Here is a 17,306-nt window from a genome sequence, read left to right on the forward strand (position 1 = left end):
TCCAATGTGGGAGGGACTTGTACCCTTTCACATTGCAATTCATCGCCATCGACAGACCTCGCCGCGATTAAGCCCCGTGTTTACAGCGCGATTTGCTCTAAAGCCCTACAGTTTTTCCGGTCATCACTTCCTATACTGCGACATAAGGTCGCACATATATCCAGACCTTTCAGGCCACTTGGCCGGCGGGCGCTCCGCTTGGGGGGCGATGGTAATAACGACAGGAGTGACTGGCATGATCCATCACGTCGTGGGGCTTTTCACCCATCCCGACCAGGAATGGCGGGAAATTCGTGGCGATAAAGAAGAAAGCATCAGCCACATGTACCTCACTCACACGCTGATACTCGCGGCGATCCCCGCCGTATCAGCCTTTATCGGCACGACCCAGGTCGGCTGGGTCATCGGCAGTCGCGCCCCGGTCATGCTGACCCAGGAAAGTGCGTTGTGGATGACCATCATGTCGTACCTGGCAATGCTCGGCGGCGTTGCGGTAATGGGCGCCTTCATTCACTGGATGGCGCGCACTTATGACGCCAATCCGAGCATGGCGCGCTGCGTGGCATTCGCCACCTACACCGCGACTCCCTTGTTTATCGGCGGGCTGGCGGCGCTGTATCCGCATATGTGGCTGGGAATGGTGGTGGGCACGGCGGCTATTTGCTACACCGTTTACCTGCTGTATGTGGGGCTACCGACCTTCATGAGCATCGACCCGGACGAAGGCTTCCTGTTTTCCAGCTCGGTGCTGGCGGTAGGCCTGGTGGTACTGGTGGCGATCATGGCGTTTACCGTGATTGTCTGGGGCCTGGGCGTAGGACCGATCTACACCAACTGACGCGCTTTCAACCGCAGGAATAGCCACCGAAAGGTGGCTTTGTGCGTTATGCATGACCATTCGGCGCCTGGCAGATTCGGAAACACCCCTAGATGCGGCATACTGGACATCTCTGGAGATATGTACAGCATGCCCGAGCAACTCAATACCCGCGTCGAAGATTGTTTCCTGCAAGCCGAATCCTTTTTCAAACGAAGTTTCAAACGCCCGAAGGTCAGCCTCAAGCTCCGCGGCCAGAAAGCCGGTGTCGCGCATTTGCACGAGAACCTGCTGCGCTTCAACCCCCAGCTGTACCGGGAAAACAGCCAACATTTCCTCAAACAGACGGTCGCCCACGAAGTGGCGCACTTGATTGCCCACCAATTGTTTGGCGAACGCATCCAGCCCCATGGTGAGGAATGGCAGTTGATCATGCGCGGGGTCTACGAACTGCCGCCTGATCGGTGCCACACCTATGAGATCCAGCGGCGGCGCGTGACGCGCTATATCTACCGGTGCCCGTGTGCCGAGAGTGACTTTCCGTTCTCGGCCCAGCGTCATGGGTTGGTGAATCAGGGGCGGCGGTATTTGTGCCGGCGCTGCCGGGAGACGTTGGTGTTTACTGGGGAAACGCGGGTCGAGTGAGGTTTTGGGGTGGTTTCACTGGCCCCATCGCGGGCAAGCCCGCTCCCACATTTTGATTTGTGAATACCTTCAATGTGGGAGCTGGCTTGCCTGCGATGGGGCCCGAACAGGCGTTATCCAACCACCTTGGCACCCCGCAACTCGGCTATCCGCTGAGCGCTGAACCCCAGCTCATCCAATACCTGCTCACTATGCGCCCCCACCGCCACCCCAATATGCCTCGGCTCCGGCAACCCCTCGGAAAACTTCAGCGGGCACGCCATCTGCGCCTGGAACGAGCCATCCCCACGCGGCACCTGGCTCACCAGCTCCCGGGCCTGCAATTGCGGGTGTTCCAGGGCTTCGCCCACACTGAGCACCGGTTCCACGCAGGCATCGACCCCGGCAAACATTGCACACAGCTCTTCAAAACTGTGCCGCTCAAACTCCACCTGCAACGCCTGCTTGAGTGCCTTCTGCTGCTCGGGCTTGGGCAATAACCCCTGGGCCGCCAACTCAGGGCGTCCCAGCGCGATGCACAGTTGCTGCATAAACCCAGGTTCGAGGCTGCCGACGGATAACCAGCGCCCGTCCCGCGAGCGGTAGTAATCGTAGAAACTGCCGCCATTGAGCACCTGGTCTTCCCTCCCCGGCGCCACGCCACAAGCCAGGTAGGCCGCGCCCGCCATGGCGTTGAGGCTGAAGGCGCAGTCGGTCATGCTCACATCCAGATACTGGCCCACCCCGCTGTGCTGCCGTGCAATCACCGCCGCCAGCAAGCCGACCACTGCATGCAACGAACCACCGCCCACATCCGCCACTTGCACGCCCAAGGGGAGCGGCCCGCTGTCCTGGCGCCCGGTGTAGCTGGCGATGCCGGACAGTGCCAGGTAATTGATGTCATGCCCGGCGCGGTCCTTGTAGGGGCCAGTCTGGCCATAGCCGGTGATGGACACGTAGATCAGCTTCGGGTTGATCGCCTTCAACGCTTCATAACCCAAGCCCAGGCGCTCCATGACCCCGGGGCGGAACTGCTCCAGCACGATGTCGTAGTCGGCCACCAGTTGCCGCACGATCTCCAGCGCCTCGGGCTGCTTGAGGTCCAGGGCCAGGCTGCGCTTGTTGCGATTGAGGTAGGCATGGCTGGCCGACACGCCACGGTCGTGGGGCGGCAACACCCGCAGCAGGTCCATGCGCGTGGGGGATTCGATGCGCAAGACTTCGGCGCCCATGTCCGCCAACAGCAGCGAAGCGAAAGGCCCCGGCAACAAGGTCGAGAAATCCAGCACTTTGAGGGACGCCAAGGGGCCTGACATGGGAGCTCCGATTCCAGTTCGATGGGGCACAGAGTAGTCAGCCTTGGGCGCCAGCGGCAATTACCGGAACCATCATCGACAGTGACCGTTGCGCTCGCCCGCCCACAAAAAAACCATCCGAAGATGGTTTTTTCAGTACCGCGTCAGCGTTTACTTGATCGCTGGCGCCGGGCCTTCGGCCACGCCCAGGTCATCCAGTTCGCGGGTTTCGGAGATACCGGTACCGCCGGAAGCCAGCTCGCTTTGCAGCTTGTCGGTGTCCAGTTCCTTGACCCACTTGGCCACGACGATGGTCGCTACAGCGTTACCGACCAGGTTGGTCAGGGCGCGGGCTTCGGACATGAAGCGGTCAATACCGAGGATCAGCGCCAGACCGGCAACCGGCAGGTGGCCAACAGCCGACAGGGTCGCGGCCAGTACGATGAAACCACTACCGGTCACGCCAGCAGCGCCTTTGGAGGACAGCAGCAGCACCAGCAACAGGGTGATCTGGTGGGTGATGTCCATGTGAGTGTCAGTCGCCTGGGCGATGAACACGGCAGCCATGGTCAGGTAGATCGAAGTACCGTCGAGGTTGAAGGAGTAGCCAGTCGGGATAACCAGGCCAACCACCGATTTCTTCGCCCCCAGGCGCTCCATCTTGATCAGCATGCGCGGCAGTGCGGATTCGGAAGACGAAGTACCCAGTACGATCAACAGTTCTTCACGGATGTAGCGCACCAGCTTCAGCACGCTGAAACCGTGGGCGCGGCAGATGCCACCCAGTACGACCAGCACGAACAGGATGCAGGTGATGTAGAAGCAGATCATCAACTGACCCAGTTGCACCAGCGAGCCCACACCGTAGGCACCGATGGTGAACGCCATGGCGCCCAGGGCACCGATTGGCGCGAGCTTCATGATCATGTTGATGATGTTGAACATCACGTGGGCGAAGCGATCGATGAAGTCCAGCACCGGCTTGCCGTAGGCACCCAGGCGGTGCAGGGCGAAACCGAAGATCACCGAGAACATCAGCACTTGCAGGATATCGCCGTTGGCGAAGGCGCCGACGATGGTGTTCGGGATCACGTTGAGGATAAAGCCGACGATGCTCTGGTCTTTACCGGCGGTGACGTAGGCCGCGACTTTCGAGGCGTCCAGGGTAGCGACGTCGATGTGCATGCCAGCGCCTGGCTGCACCACGTTGACCACGACCAGGCCGATCAACAGGGCGATGGTGGACACGATTTCGAAGTACAGCAGCGCGTAGCCACCGGTCTTGCCCACCGACTTCATGCTCTGCATGCCGGCGATGCCGCTGACAACGGTACAGAAGATGATCGGGGCGATGACCATTTTGATCAGCTTGATAAAGCCGTCACCCAGTGGCTTGAGGGCCACGCCGGTCTGCGGGTAGAAGTGACCGAGCAGGATACCGATAACGATGGCAACGATTACCTGGAAGTACAGGGTTTTGTAGAACGGCTGACGAGTCGTCATTGCAAAGTTTCCTCAAGAGTCCCGTGGGGCAAATATCCGCCATTGCCCACGACACTTGAATTGCGAACCCTCCTGCACTGGAGGGATTTGTTTTGGCGAGCTGCTGGCTGGCAGGTCTGTACTCCCTATCGCAAACGGCGTGCCACTTTCCTTAAAAGCCCTGGAGCCCTTGGACCAAGGGGGCTGACGCCTTTTCAGGGGTGTTTGCCTGGTTGGAAACGGTGGCGGATATCCGCCCAGCACCCTGATCTCGTCCTACAATTTGGCGGATATCCGCCTTGTCCACCCAAGGTCTGATGGCTACCATCGGCCACTCAATGGACGAGGCCCCTGCATGCGCGAACGCACCATCGCCAGTCATTACGCCCGTGCAGCCTTGGGCGGAGCGCGTCGGGCCGGCTACGACTGCTCGACGCTGTTGCAGCAACTGGGCATTACCCCCGAACTGCTGGCGGAGCCACGCGCGCGCATTGCGCCAGAGCAGTTCACGCGGCTGTTGCAGATGTTGTGGCAGGCCCTGGATGACGAATACCTGGGGTTCGCCGATGGGCCGAGCAAGCGCGGCACCTTCGCCATGATGTGCCATGCGCTGATTCATTGCCGCACGCTGGAGAAGGCGCTGCAACGCGGCTTGTTGTTCTACAGCCTGTTCCCCCAGGGGCCGCGCTGGCGGCTGAGCCGTGAAGGCGTCATGGCGCGCCTGAGCCTGGATGATTCGCAGTTGTGGGACCCGGACCACTTTTTGAGCGAATCCCTGCTGGTGATCTGGCATCGCCTCGGCAGTTGGCTGATTGGCCAGCGCATCCGCTTGGAGCAGGCCACCTTCAGCTACCCGATACCAGCCCATGCCAGCGAATACGACCTGCTGTTCCCCTGCCCGCTGGTGTTCAGCGCGGCCAGCAGCAGCCTGGTGTTCCACAGTCGCTACCTGAACCTGCCACTGCTGCAGGACGAACGCACCCTCAAGCACTTCCTCGAACGTTCCCCCGCCGACCTGCTGTCCCGGCCGGACGAAGGCCATAGCCTGAGCAGCCAGATCCGCCGCTTGCTGAGCCGCGACCGCACACCCTGGCCGGACCTGGAGGCCGTGGCGCAGCACCTGCACATCAGCCCGCAGACCCTGCGCCGGCATTTGCGTGAGGAAAGCACCAACTTCCAGGCCCTCAAGGATGAGCTGCGCCGGGATATTGCGATTTTTCATCTGGGGCGGGCGGATCTGTCGTTGCAGGAGATTGCCGAGCAGTTGGGGTTTTCCGAGCCGTCGGCGTTTCACCGGGCGTTCAAGAAGTGGACGGGGGTGACGCCGGGGGCTTATCGGGCACAGGAAAGTTGAGGATGTGGTGTTTGGACGGGCTTGCTCGCGATGAGGCCAGTGAATCCAATAAAGATCAAACAGCCGGAAAATGAATCCTGAACGCCGCCCCCCCTAGAGGCGAATCCCCCAGGGTCAGCCGCGCGCCATAGCTCTCGATGATGTCCTTGACCACCGCCAACCCAATCCCCTGCCCCGGATGCTGGCGATCCAGGCGCTCGCCGCGCTGCAGGATCCGCGCACGCTGGTCGGGTGGCACGCCGGGGCCATCGTCTTCGATGCACAAGCGCACGCCATCCGGACTTTCATCCAGGGTAATGCGCACCTCGCTCAAACACAGGCGGTAGGCGTTTTCCAGCAGGTTGCCGAGCAATTCCAGCAAGGCGCCCTGTTCGATGGGTACGTCACATTGCTCTGGCAACGCAAAAGACGCCCGCACGCGCTTGTCGCGGTAGACCTTGTCCAAAGTGTCGCACAGGCTTTGCAGCACCGGACGCAGGCGCACCTGGTGGCGCACCAGGCCGCTTTTGCGCAGGCTGGCGCGCTGCAGTTGGTAGCTGATCTGCTGGCTCATGCGCTCGATCTGCGACTGCAAGACCCGCGCCTGCTCAAGGTCCTGGGGGCGCTGGGCCATGTCTTCACTCACGCCTTGCAAGACCGCCAGCGGGGTCTTCAGGCTGTGGGCCAGGTCGTCCAGGGAGTCACGGTAACGGGTGCGCTGCTCGCGCTCGCTGTGCAACAGACGGTTGAGGGAACCGGTCAGGCGCAGCAGCTCCCGTGGGTGTTGCTCGCTGAGGCTCTCGCGGGTGCCGCCTTCGATTTCATCCAGTTCCTGGCTCAGCCGGCGCAAGGCCTGCAAGCCCCAGGTCAGGCCGATCCACAGCAGGCTCAACAACACCAGCAAGGCCGCGCCGAAACCCAGGTAGAGGTTTTCCCGCAGGCCTTCAAGGGTCACCTGGTATTCGCGCACCGGTTGCAGCGCGACAATACTGAACGCCGCGCTCTTGCCTCCCAGCAGCTTGACCTCGACGTCATAGACGAAGAATTCCTGGCCGTTGGCCTCGCGGATCTTCGCGAACTCGTTACCGCGCCCGTCGTAACGCGGGCGGTAGTTGATGTTTTCTTCACGGGTCGCCCGCGAACGCCAGACCAGGTGGCCTTCGCGATCATAGATATAGCCCAGCAGTCGGCTATCGGTCAGGTTGAAGCGCTCGTCGGGCAACTGCGCCGGCATCAGCAAACGGTTGTTTTCGACCCGTGCGGCCGAGATCAGCGTGGTCACATCCGACGCCAGGCGCTGCTCGATGGAGTCCTGCAACGCCAGGCTGAACGCGCCCTGCATCGCCGGCAACAGCCCGAGCATGAACAACACGGCCAGGGTGGTGGCCGCCAGCATCAGGCGTACACGTAGAGAACGAATCAACGGCAGCGCTCGTTAAACAGATAGCCCAGGCCACGCACGGTGTCGATGGGTTTGAACCCGGCCGGGCCTTCGAGCTTGCGGCGCAGGCGGCCGACCAGCACTTCGATCACGTTCGGATCGCGCTCGTCGTCATCGGGATAGAGTTGTTCCATCAACCGATCCTTGGCCACCACTTGCTGGTGGTGACGCATCAGGTATTCCAGGATCCGGTACTCATAGGCCGTCAGCGCCAGGGGTTGCTCATCCAGGGACGCCTGTTTGCGGTTGAGGTCCAGCAACAAGGGGCCGGCAACGATGGTCGATTGGGTAAAACCGCTGGAGCGGCGCAGCAGTGCGTTCATCCGCGCTTCCAGCTCTTCGAACTGGAAGGGTTTGACCACGTAGTCATCGGCCCCGGCAGCCAGGCCTTCGACCTTGTCCTGCCAGTTGCCGCGTGCGGTGAGGATCAGGATCGGGAAGGTCTTTTCCTGGGTGCGCAGTTGGCGGATCAGGTCCAGGCCGCCCATGCCCGGCAGGCCCAGGTCGATGATCGCCAGGTCATGATTGAATTGCCCGGTCTGGTACAGCGCTTCTTCGGCGTTGGCCACGGCTTCGACCACGTGACCGCTGTCGCCAAGACGGGTCAACAGGTGATGGCGCAACAACGCCTCATCTTCGACAACCAGCAATTTCATAACACTCTCCAAGGCCAATCCACTGTCCCGCAGGGAATATCATAGCGGCCCTGAAGGTATGCTTGCGCAGTTTACGGCGGTTGAACTGAACACAGTCTGAACCGGCGGGCTACCCAGGTATGTCCCGCCCCGTGCAGAATAGCCGGCATGAACCCAATACCCGCCTGCTGCACCCCACTTGATGACCATTGGCCATTGCCTGACGCCTTGCCCGGCACGGTGTTCCTGAGCACGCGCTTCGAGCCAAAACTGCTTGAGGCCAGTGACTTCCAGCGCTGCGCCGTGCCGCCGCCGGCGAGCATCCAACGTTCGGTAGCCAAGCGCCAGGCCGAGTTTCTCGCCGGCCGGCTGTGCGCCCGTAGTGCCTTGCAACGGCTCGAAGGCCTGGACTTTATCCCCGCCATCGGCGAAGACCGCGCCCCGGTGTGGCCCTGCCATATCAGCGGTTCGATCACCCACAGCACCGGGCATGCCGCGGCCATTGTCGGGCATAAGGCGCAATGGCGCGGGCTGGGTATGGATCTGGAAAACCTGCTGTCACTTGAACGGGCCGAGCGCCTGGCCGGGGAAATCCTTACCCCGGATGAGATGCAACGCATGGCTGCCGGGCCACGGGAGCAGATTGCGCAGTGGGTGACCCTGACGTTTTCGGCCAAGGAAAGCCTGTTCAAGGCGCTCTACCCGATCGTGCGCAAGCGCTTCTACTTTGAGCATGCCGAGGTGGTGGAGTGGTCTGACTCAGGATTTTTACGCTTACGATTGCTGACGGATTTGTCCAGTGAGTGGTGTTATGGAAAGGAGCTGGAGGGGCAGTTTGCGGTGAATGAGGGGCAGTTGTTGAGCCTGGTAGCTGTCGGCGCCTGATAGATAGCTATCGCGGGCAAGCCAGCTCCCACATTTGACTGCATTCCAAAGGATGTACTCGATCAACTGTAGGAACTGGCTTGCCTGCAATGACTATCTCAAGCCTTGTCCTGGTCCCTTGGCCAACTCAGGCTGAAACACGCACCGCCCAGGTTGTTGCTCTTGCTGATCAAGGCCCGACCACCGTGCCAGTAGATAATCCGCCGCACAATCGACAGGCCCAGGCCATGCCCGCCCGAGGCGCGTGTACGGCTGTCGTCCAGGCGCAGGAATGGCGTAAAGATCCGTTCCCAGGCACTTTCCGGCACTCCCGGGCCATCGTCTTCAACATCGATACGGCAGCGCACCTGGCCCACCTGGTAACTGATCAGCACCCGCGACTGCGCATGGCGCATGGCATTGCTCACCAGGTTTTGCAGGGCGCGGTGCAGGTAGCGCGGCTCGGCGTCGACCCAGGCCGCATCCAGGTGCGCCGATGACAGGCATACCCCGCGCGCTACTTCAATTGCCGGCCGCAGCGGCGCGAGTTCGTCGATCACCTGGTCGAGCAAGGCACTGAGGTCGACCCTTTGAAAGCTCAAGGCCGGCGAGCCCTGCTCCAGGCGCGCATAGGTGAGCATCTCATCCACCAGGCCGTCGAGGTCCTGGATGTCGCTGTCCATGCCTTCCATGTATTTACGCCGGGCTTCAGGAGTGGCGGCGTCGCCGATCATCTCCAGGCCAAACCGCAGGCGCGCCACCGGGGTACGCAGCTCATGGGACACCGCGCGCACCAGTTCACGCTGGATCGCCAGCAGGCGTTGCAGGTGCTCGGCCATGCCATTGAAGGCCGCCGCCAGCCGCCCTACCGAGTCAGCACCGCGCGCCGGCACCCGCGCTTCCAGGTTGCCCTTGGCGATACGCGTAGCAGCCGCTTCGAGCCCGCGCAGGCGGCGCTCCAGCTGGCGCACCAGCAGGTACACGATCAAGCCGATCAGGGTCAGGCCAATCAATGCAATCAGCACCAGCCATTGCGCGGGGTAAGGATTCATCTGGTACAGCGGGCCGATTTCCAGGACCCACGGCGTGCCGACCATGCCGGCAAACACGCGAATTGAATCACCGCCCTTGCCCAGGGCCATCACCGTGTCGCCCTCGGCCACGCGCCGCCGCTGGTCTTCATCCATGTCGGCTTCGTCGAGCTTGAGCAGGTGCATTTCAAAGCCAAAGCCCTTGGCGTGTTTCAAGTCGGCCAGACGCTGTGGCTGCTCGGCCACCGGGAAACGCACCAGCTCATCGGCCAGCAAATAAATGGTGGCCCGGGCCAATTGCTCGCTGATCTGCTGCACTTCGCCGGTAAGCAGCAGTTGCTCTTTTTCACTGACCAGGCGCAAGACCCTGGCCGCATGGGGCCCGGTCTGCTCCACCAGGACCTGGCCCCGTTGCAGGCGGTTGCGTTGGCTCAGGTCCAACTGGGCATCGGATACTTTCTGCAACGCCAGGGGAATCCCCAGCAAGCGCTCCCATACCGCCAGGGCGCGCTGGCGCTCGATACTGCTCATCGGTTGCAGGTTGTCACCCATCAGGGCAAAGGTGCCGTGGGCCAGGCGCTCACGGTACTGGCCACTGCGCACTTCATTAAGCAGGTGCAGGGCCAGTACGCCGAGCAGGGCCACCAGGATCAGCGCCGCGCACATGCCGCCATAGATGCGCAGGAAGATCGAGTTCACGACAGCATGTCGGCGGCAGCTTCGGGGACGAACAAATAGCCTTTGCTGCGAATGGTCTTGATCAGCCGCGGGTGGATCGGGTCGTCGCCGATTTTCGGGCGGATCCGCGAGATGCGTACGTCAATGGAGCGGTCCTGGCCGTCGTAACCAATCCCGCGCAGGGCGGTGAAGATCTCTTCTCGGGACAGGATGCGCCCGGCATTGGCCACCAGTAGCCACAACAGGTCGAATTCGGCGCTGGTCAGTTCGATGCCACCGTCGTGCAACCAGGCTTCGCGCAAGGCGTTGTCCACCACCAGCGGGCCGAACTGCAGCCGGCGCTGTTTTTCCGGGGCGGCGGGCTCGGCGCTTTCGCTGCGCCGCAGCAAGGCCTGGATCCGCGCCAGCAGCAGGCGCGGGCGCACGGGTTTGCACACATAGTCGTCGGCGCCCATGTCCAGGCCCAGGACCTGGTCCATGTCGTCGGTACGTGCGGTGAGCATCAGGATCACTCCGTCGTAGCGCTCGCGCACCTTGCGGCAGATGCTCAGGCCGTCTTCGCCAGGCAGCATCAGGTCAAGAATCACCAGGTCTGGCTGCTCGGCAATGATCCGCGCCACTGCCAGGGCACCGTCGCCCTCTATGGAGACCCGCAGGCCGTTGCTTTCCAGGTAGTCACGGGTCAGCTCAGCCAGACGCTGGTCGTCCTCGACAATCAATACCTGCCAGGCTTCTTGCTCCATGCGCTACCTCAACTCTAATTATTGTAGGAGCGGGCTTGCCCGCGAAGAAACCAAGGGCGCCGCGTTCATTCAGCAAGTCAGCGTTATCGTTGACGCCCTTCGCGAGCAAGCTCGCTCCTACAGTTGTCATGTGGAGTGAGCAATATATCGCACGAATAAAGGCCGATTGTAGCCATGGCCTGACCCTGCAACACAAGCCAGGAAATGCATTCGGTAATCGTGTTTTTTTGTGATAGGGTTCGCGCCCGCAAAAATCCAACCGGGTGTTTTCAGCTTGGAATATTCGGTGACAAACGGTGCGATGCAGCAGTACTGCGGCCTACACGGCTATTCCACCTTTCATACACATTTTACCCACAGCGTTATCCACAGGTAGTGCGTTGCTAAGCCCCCCAAAACGCATTATCTTGTAGCTCGGCGCTGAAAAAACCCTACATGTAGGGTTTCAAGCGAAAAGACCAAACACAATTCAGACAAGAAACTCAAGCGCTTTCTTGCTCCTGTTTGGTTGAACTTAAACCTTTTTCGAAAGCCCAAACCGCGCACGCGGATGGCTGCTGTTTTCCAGCCCGAACGGGAGAAAGCGGTACGGGTGTTGCAGTGCAAACACTGTCACCCATCAGGAATACGGTGAAGGGCCCCGGCCCCGAACCAAAGACTTCGGCATGGAAGCGGCGCGAACAGCTCCCTTCCTCCTGTCCCGAAGTTGTTATGCCAGGCCAAGGCCTGTTGTAAGTGCTTCAGGACGGAACGGTGGGCACCGTGATGGTGCCCAAATAAATATAGAATGTGGAGACAACCCCCCATGCAAACCGACACAACTCGCGAGAACCCGCAAGGCTCCGTGCCGCAGGCCGCCGATTCGAATATGGATCTGTCCGCCACCGCGCCCGGCCAATTGCGTGTGATCAAGCGTAACGGCACTGTCGTTCCTTACACCGATGACAAAATCACCGTCGCCATCACCAAAGCGTTTCTTGCAGTTGAGGGCGGCACCGCTGCCGCTTCGTCGCGTATCCACGACACCGTTGCCCGCCTGACCGAACAAGTCACCGCGACCTTCAAGCGTCGCATGCCATCGGGCGGCACCATCCACATCGAAGAAATCCAGGACCAGGTCGAACTGGCCCTGATGCGTGCCGGCGAGCAGAAAGTGGCCCGCGACTACGTGATCTACCGCGATTCGCGCGCCAAGGAACGTGCCGTACACGCGCCGTCCGCCGAAGCCGTGCAAGCGCACCCGTCGATCCGCATCACCCTGGCGGATGGTTCGTTCGCGCCGCTGGACCTGGGCCGCCTGAACACCATCATCACCGAAGCCTGCGAAGGCCTGGAAGAAGTCGACGGCGACCTGATCCAGCGCGAAACCCTGAAGAACCTGTACGACGGCGTGGCCCTGACCGACGTCAACACCGCCCTGGTGATGACCGCCCGTACCCTGGTCGAGCGTGAGCCGAACTACTCGTTCGTGACCGCGCGCCTGCTGATGGATACCCTGCGTGCCGAAGGCCTGGGCTTCCTGAAAGTCGCCGAAAGCGCTACCCACCACGAAATGGCCGATCTGTACGCCAAGGCACTGCCGGCCTACATCGCCAAGGGTATCGAATTCGAATTGCTGAACCCGATCCTGGCCACCTTTGACCTGGAAAAACTCGGCAAGGCGATCAACCACGAGCGCGACCAGCAGTTCACCTACCTGGGCCTGCAAACCCTGTACGACCGTTACTTCATCCACAAGGACGGGATCCGCTTCGAACTGCCGCAAGTGTTCTTCATGCGCGTGGCCATGGGCCTGGCGATCGAAGAGAAGCACAAAGAAGACCGTGCGATCGAGTTCTACAACCTGCTGTCGTCCTTCGACTACATGTCGTCGACCCCGACCCTGTTCAACGCCGGCACCCTGCGTCCACAGCTGTCGAGCTGCTACCTGACCACCGTGCCGGATGACCTGTCGGGCATCTACCACGCGATCCACGACAACGCCATGCTGTCCAAATTCGCCGGCGGCCTGGGCAACGACTGGACACCGGTGCGTGCACTGGGCTCCTACATCAAGGGCACCAACGGCAAGTCCCAAGGCGTCGTACCGTTCCTCAAAGTAGTGAACGACACCGCCGTTGCGGTCAACCAGGGCGGCAAGCGCAAAGGCGCTGTATGTGCGTACCTGGAAACCTGGCACATGGACATTGAAGAGTTCATCGAGCTGCGCAAGAACACCGGTGATGATCGTCGTCGTACCCACGACATGAACACCGCCAACTGGATCCCTGACCTGTTCATGAAGCGTGTCTTCGACGACGGCCCGTGGACCCTGTTCTCGCCATCGGAAGTGCCAGACCTGCACGACCTGACCGGCAAGGCCTTCGAAGAGCGCTACGAGTACTACGAAGCCCTGTCCCAGTACCCAGGCAAGATCAAGCTGTTCAAGACCATCCAGGCCAAAGACCTGTGGCGCAAGATGCTGTCGATGCTGTTCGAAACCGGCCACCCATGGTTGACCTTCAAAGACCCATGCAACCTGCGCAGCCCGCAGCAGCACGTGGGCGTGGTTCACAGCTCGAACCTGTGCACCGAGATCACCTTGAACACCAACAAGGACGAGATCGCCGTTTGCAACCTGGGCTCGATCAACCTGCCGAACCACATCATCAACGGCAAGCTGGACACCGCCAAGCTGGAACGCACCGTCAACACCGCCGTACGCATGCTCGATAACGTGATCGACATCAACTACTACTCGGTGCCACAGGCGCAGAACTCCAACTTCAAGCACCGTCCGGTCGGCCTGGGGATCATGGGCTTCCAGGACGCTTTGTACCTGCAGCACATTCCTTACGGTTCGGATGCTGCGGTCGAGTTCGCCGACAAGTCCATGGAAGCGGTCAGCTACTACGCGATCCAGGCTTCCTGCGACCTGGCCGACGAGCGCGGTGCCTACGAGACGTTCCAGGGTTCGCTGTGGTCCAAGGGCATCCTGCCGCTGGATTCACAACAGATCCTGATCGAGCAACGTGGCCAGAAGTACATCGACGTCGACCTGGAAGAATCCCTGGACTGGGCGCCGGTACGTGCCCGTGTGCAGAAAGGCATTCGTAACTCCAACATCATGGCCATCGCACCGACCGCGACCATCGCCAACATCACCGGCGTCTCGCAGTCGATCGAACCGACCTACCAGAACCTGTATGTGAAATCGAACCTGTCGGGCGAATTCACCGTGATCAACCCGTACCTGGTTCGCGACCTCAAAGCCCGCGGCCTGTGGGACTCGGTCATGATCAACGACCTGAAGTACTACGACGGTTCGGTGCAGCAGATCGAGCGCATCCCGCAAGAACTCAAAGAGCTCTACGCGACCGCCTTCGAAGTGGACACCAAGTGGATCGTTGACGCCGCCAGCCGTCGTCAGAAGTGGATCGACCAGGCCCAGTCCCTGAACCTGTACATCGCCGGCGCTTCGGGCAAGAAGCTGGACGTGACCTACCGCATGGCTTGGTACCGTGGCCTGAAAACCACTTACTACCTCCGTGCCCTGGCCGCGACCAGCACCGAGAAGTCGACCATCAACACCGGCAAGCTGAACGCTGTGTCCAGCGGCAACCATGGTGATGATTCGGTGCTTGCTGCGCCAGCCGGTCCGGCACCAGTGCCAAAGGCCTGCGCGATTGACGAGCCGGATTGCGAAGCTTGCCAATAAGCTAAGCCCGCCTTGGGTTTAACCTCTCAAGGCTAAAGAGCCCCCGATATGCCTAGCGTATCGGGGGCTTTTTTTGCCTGGCCTGGCTAGATCAATACGGTCGCTATACCCGACTGAGGCACGCTGCCTCGCTTCCCCCACAACTCGATGCGACCGTCGATCACGGCCATCGAATGACCATTATATTCAACCGTCCCCACCTTACTGCTTCTCAAGTCGGCATCCGTAGCCGGCCTGTAAAGCCCCTTCAGCCCCAAGCGATCCAGGCCCTCACGAGAGTGCTCACCATCGTTGAGGCTGTTCATCGCCGCCATGAAACTGTGTCCAGCCGTACCGTCGTTGTTTTCCATCTGCGCCCGCTTGGCACTCGCAGCGTACAGAACGTTGGCATCAGTCATCATCGCCGGATCATCACCCTTGAAGTGCGCGTGCGTGGCCGCTTGCCTCAACTCATCTTTGGACAAAGAAAGCTTGAAGCCGTCACGCATGGTTACGTCATAACCTGCGCTCGTCTCGTTCACCGTTTTGAAGACGTCCGTGGGCTTCTGGCCATACCGCATCATTGCGGCCTTTATCGACGAAACGGTAACGCAGTTGCCATCTGGGCCCTGGCTGAAACCACTCCAGATGTTGTTCGGTTTTTCCCCTGGCTTGCTGTTATCGGGCTTGTAGTTGAAATGCTTGGAGCCTTCGGTAACCGGCTTATTACCCATGGCCTCGGAGGGACCAAACCCTCCCGGCTTCACCCCACCACCTCCACCTCCACCTCCACCACCGCCACCGCCACCGCCACCGCCGCCCTTGGGTGGTGGTGGAGTTACACCATCACTGGGAAACCATTCGTCCAACATCCGTTTGAGAAACTCAAGAAACTTGTCATCCGCTTCCTGAGTCAGCTTGTTAAGCGTTTCCTTGAATTTCTCATCACCCAGTTTCTGACGCAGATCATTCAACTTATCGCGCAGATCCTGAGCCGTCTGGGTCTTGCCTGCTTGCTCGGCATCAAACAGCTGACCGAGCAAGGTCTTGACCGCAGGCAATTCGCCAACAGGCCCGGCAGGAGCAGACTCCTTACGCGCAACTGCCGGTACAAAGTTAATGCGCCCAGCATCTGGCGCGGACACTCCTGCTCCCCACATACCAAGCCCTCCTCTTGATGGATGAGCCTCATGGGCTCTTGTCCAATCATTGGTGCGTCGGGGCCAAGGCGTTCCTCCTCACATTTTTCTGCGCGTAACTCAATCCACGGCGGACTCTTTTCCTGCGCCCACAAAAAAGCCCCTCCGAAGAGGGGCTTCTTGTGCAGCGCTAGCGCATCACGTCATCTGAATGATGGTCTGCATGATGGTGCTCTGGGTGGAGATGGTCTTGGCGTTCGCCTGGTAGTTGCTTTGGGCCTTGATCAGGTCCACCAGCTCATTGGTCAGGTTGACGTTGGAGTTCTCCAGGGAGTTGGCCACGATCGACCCCAGAGTTCCGGCTTCTGGTGCATCGTAGCCAGGCTGGCCCGAGGCGAAGGTTTCTTTCCAGGTGGTGCCACCGGCAGGCTGCAGGCCTTGTTCGTTGTTGAAGCTGGCCAAGGAAATCTGACCAATGGCCTTGCTTTGCTGGTTGCTGAAGGTGGCGAACAGTACGCCGCTGCCGTCGATTTTCAGCCCGGTGATTTCGCCGGTGGCGTAGCCATCGGTAATCGGCGGGTTGCGGTAGCTGGCCGAGTTGTACTGGGTGATGCTGGACATATTGATCGCAATACCACCCGGGTTGGCGGCAGCGCCGTTGTCCGGGTTCCATACGCCATTATCCATGACGCCCGGCTTCCAGTTGCTGATGGTCAGGGTGGTGTTGGATACGGTACTTGGCGGGGTGACAATCCCCTTCAACGCACCCGCGGTATCAAATGTCACCGTCGAGGCCACCGGAGCAACCGCGCCAGTGCCCTTGACCGGTGTACCGTCAGGGTTGCGGCCATCGATCAGGGTGTAGGACTTCCAGGTGTTGGAGCCGGTTTTCACCATGTACTGCACCATCTCATGGGCGTTGCCTTGAGTGTCATACAACGTGGTGCCGTATTGCTCGGTAAACGAGGTCGCTACCGTTGGATCAAAAGGACTGGTCGCCTGGTCGATCACCGGCTTCGAAGAGTTCAGGTTGCTGGTCGAATCAACCTTGGTCGACGCTTTCGGCGGCAAGTTGGACAGGTTGATCCGCAGATCGGTCAGGCCGCTCTTGGTGATCTTGCCGTCTTCATCGGCCGCATAGCCCTGCAGGCGCGAAGTGCCGGTGTTGTTGGTGATGTAGCCATCCTTGTCCGGCTTGAACGAGCCGTTACGCGTATATTCCAGCGAACCGTCACTGCCCTTCTGCACGAAGAAGCCCCCGCCCTGGATGCCCATGTCCAGCAAGCCACCGCTGCTGGTCACTTCACCCTGGGTGAACTGCTGGGAAACGGCGGCCAGGTTGACGCCAGTACCGATGGTTTTGTTGCCAGTGCCCAACCGGGACGCCGCGTAGATATCAGCGAACTCTGCACGGGACGACTTGAAGCCGGTGGTCGCGACGTTGGCGATGTTGTTGCCGGTCACGTCCAGTTGTTTGTTGGCCGCATAGAGGCCGCTAAGGCCGATATTAAAAGACATGTTTCTCTCCTCTTGCCGTATTTAGCCGGC

The 17,306-nt window shown here is 60.5% G+C and carries 13 protein-coding genes; 5 read left to right on the plus strand and 8 right to left on the minus strand.

Annotated features, from left to right (window positions below):
* Positions 1–235: 235 nt before the first annotated feature.
* Together BFQ03_RS16300 and BFQ03_RS16305 are read left to right on the plus strand one after the other, a co-directional pair.
* Positions 236–838 carry a Yip1 family protein gene (locus tag BFQ03_RS16300; RefSeq protein ID WP_032861542.1) on the plus strand — a complete coding sequence of 201 codons (603 nt, stop codon included), beginning with the start codon at positions 236–238 and terminating at the stop codon, positions 836–838.
* 129 nt (positions 839–967) lie between these two features.
* Positions 968–1,462, plus strand: a complete 495-nt coding sequence (locus BFQ03_RS16305; protein ID WP_032861595.1) for a SprT family zinc-dependent metalloprotease — start codon at positions 968–970, stop codon at positions 1,460–1,462.
* Between the two features lie 113 nt (positions 1,463–1,575).
* Here the strand turns inward: BFQ03_RS16305 and BFQ03_RS16310 are convergent, their stop codons facing one another.
* Complete coding sequence (locus BFQ03_RS16310; RefSeq protein ID WP_065943563.1) at positions 1,576–2,757, minus strand: CaiB/BaiF CoA transferase family protein; 1,182 nt, start codon at positions 2,755–2,757, stop codon at positions 1,576–1,578.
* A 150-nt stretch (positions 2,758–2,907) separates the two neighbouring features.
* Positions 2,908–4,239, minus strand: a complete 1,332-nt coding sequence (locus tag BFQ03_RS16315; protein WP_029300714.1) for a dicarboxylate/amino acid:cation symporter — start codon at positions 4,237–4,239, stop codon at positions 2,908–2,910.
* A gap of 334 nt (positions 4,240–4,573) precedes the next feature.
* Here BFQ03_RS16315 and BFQ03_RS16320 point away from each other — a divergent pair, with 334 nt between their 5' ends.
* On the plus strand, positions 4,574–5,572 hold the full coding sequence (locus BFQ03_RS16320; protein ID WP_065943564.1) for an AraC family transcriptional regulator: 999 nt from the start codon (positions 4,574–4,576) through the stop codon (positions 5,570–5,572).
* A 55-nt stretch (positions 5,573–5,627) separates the two neighbouring features.
* Here the strand turns inward: BFQ03_RS16320 and BFQ03_RS16325 are convergent, their stop codons facing one another.
* The gene (locus tag BFQ03_RS16325) at positions 5,628–6,974 is read right to left on the minus strand and encodes an ATP-binding protein (protein ID WP_032861547.1); all 1,347 of its coding nucleotides are present in this window, start codon (positions 6,972–6,974) and stop codon (positions 5,628–5,630) included.
* Positions 6,971–7,648 (minus strand): response regulator transcription factor, encoded by a 678-nt coding sequence (locus BFQ03_RS16330; protein WP_032861548.1) that lies wholly within the window; start codon positions 7,646–7,648, stop codon positions 6,971–6,973. The genes BFQ03_RS16325 and BFQ03_RS16330 overlap by 4 nt, the downstream gene beginning before the upstream one ends.
* A gap of 147 nt (positions 7,649–7,795) precedes the next feature.
* Between BFQ03_RS16330 and BFQ03_RS16335 the strand changes: the two genes are divergently transcribed.
* Complete coding sequence (locus tag BFQ03_RS16335; RefSeq protein ID WP_065943565.1) at positions 7,796–8,512, plus strand: 4'-phosphopantetheinyl transferase family protein; 717 nt, start codon at positions 7,796–7,798, stop codon at positions 8,510–8,512.
* A 98-nt stretch (positions 8,513–8,610) separates the two neighbouring features.
* Here the strand turns inward: BFQ03_RS16335 and BFQ03_RS16340 are convergent, their stop codons facing one another.
* Complete coding sequence (locus BFQ03_RS16340; RefSeq protein WP_032861551.1) at positions 8,611–10,221, minus strand: ATP-binding protein; 1,611 nt, start codon at positions 10,219–10,221, stop codon at positions 8,611–8,613.
* Positions 10,218–10,943 carry a response regulator gene (locus BFQ03_RS16345; protein ID WP_029300726.1) on the minus strand — a complete coding sequence of 242 codons (726 nt, stop codon included), beginning with the start codon at positions 10,941–10,943 and terminating at the stop codon, positions 10,218–10,220. Before BFQ03_RS16345 ends, BFQ03_RS16340 begins: the two co-directional genes overlap by 4 nt.
* A gap of 805 nt (positions 10,944–11,748) precedes the next feature.
* On the opposite strand from BFQ03_RS16345, the gene BFQ03_RS16350 reads away from it, so the two are divergent.
* Positions 11,749–14,640 carry a ribonucleoside-diphosphate reductase subunit alpha gene (locus BFQ03_RS16350; RefSeq protein ID WP_065943566.1) on the plus strand — a complete coding sequence of 964 codons (2,892 nt, stop codon included), beginning with the start codon at positions 11,749–11,751 and terminating at the stop codon, positions 14,638–14,640.
* Between the two features lie 86 nt (positions 14,641–14,726).
* Here BFQ03_RS16350 and BFQ03_RS30275 read toward each other — a convergent pair whose 3' ends face one another.
* Together BFQ03_RS30275 and flgE are read right to left on the minus strand one after the other, a co-directional pair.
* Entirely contained in the window at positions 14,727–15,764 is a 1,038-nt protein-coding gene (locus BFQ03_RS30275; RefSeq protein WP_239695250.1) for a hypothetical protein, read from the minus strand.
* A gap of 192 nt (positions 15,765–15,956) precedes the next feature.
* Entirely contained in the window at positions 15,957–17,276 is a 1,320-nt protein-coding gene (gene flgE, locus BFQ03_RS16360) for a flagellar hook protein FlgE (protein ID WP_032861554.1), read from the minus strand.
* Positions 17,277–17,306 lie beyond the last annotated feature (30 nt).

It is taken from the genome of Pseudomonas sp. 25 R 14 (assembly GCF_900004755.1).
Classification (GTDB): domain Bacteria; phylum Pseudomonadota; class Gammaproteobacteria; order Pseudomonadales; family Pseudomonadaceae; genus Aquipseudomonas; species Aquipseudomonas brenneri.

Excerpts from the sequence above, each read along its gene's own strand:
- BFQ03_RS16315 (WP_029300714.1), bottom strand. The coding sequence starts at position 4,239 with ATGACGACTCGTCAGCCGTTCTACAAAACCCTGTACTTCCAGGTAATC.
- flgE (WP_032861554.1), bottom strand. The coding sequence starts at position 17,276 with ATGTCTTTTAATATCGGCCTTAGCGGCCTCTATGCGGCCAACAAACAA.
- BFQ03_RS16330 (WP_032861548.1), bottom strand. The coding sequence starts at position 7,648 with ATGAAATTGCTGGTTGTCGAAGATGAGGCGTTGTTGCGCCATCACCTG.
- BFQ03_RS16350 (WP_065943566.1), top strand. The coding sequence starts at position 11,749 with ATGCAAACCGACACAACTCGCGAGAACCCGCAAGGCTCCGTGCCGCAG.
- BFQ03_RS16320 (WP_065943564.1), top strand. The coding sequence starts at position 4,574 with ATGCGCGAACGCACCATCGCCAGTCATTACGCCCGTGCAGCCTTGGGC.
- BFQ03_RS16345 (WP_029300726.1), bottom strand. The coding sequence starts at position 10,943 with ATGGAGCAAGAAGCCTGGCAGGTATTGATTGTCGAGGACGACCAGCGT.
- BFQ03_RS16300 (WP_032861542.1), top strand. The coding sequence starts at position 236 with ATGATCCATCACGTCGTGGGGCTTTTCACCCATCCCGACCAGGAATGG.
- BFQ03_RS16310 (WP_065943563.1), bottom strand. The coding sequence starts at position 2,757 with ATGTCAGGCCCCTTGGCGTCCCTCAAAGTGCTGGATTTCTCGACCTTG.
- BFQ03_RS16305 (WP_032861595.1), top strand. The coding sequence starts at position 968 with ATGCCCGAGCAACTCAATACCCGCGTCGAAGATTGTTTCCTGCAAGCC.
- BFQ03_RS16335 (WP_065943565.1), top strand. The coding sequence starts at position 7,796 with ATGAACCCAATACCCGCCTGCTGCACCCCACTTGATGACCATTGGCCA.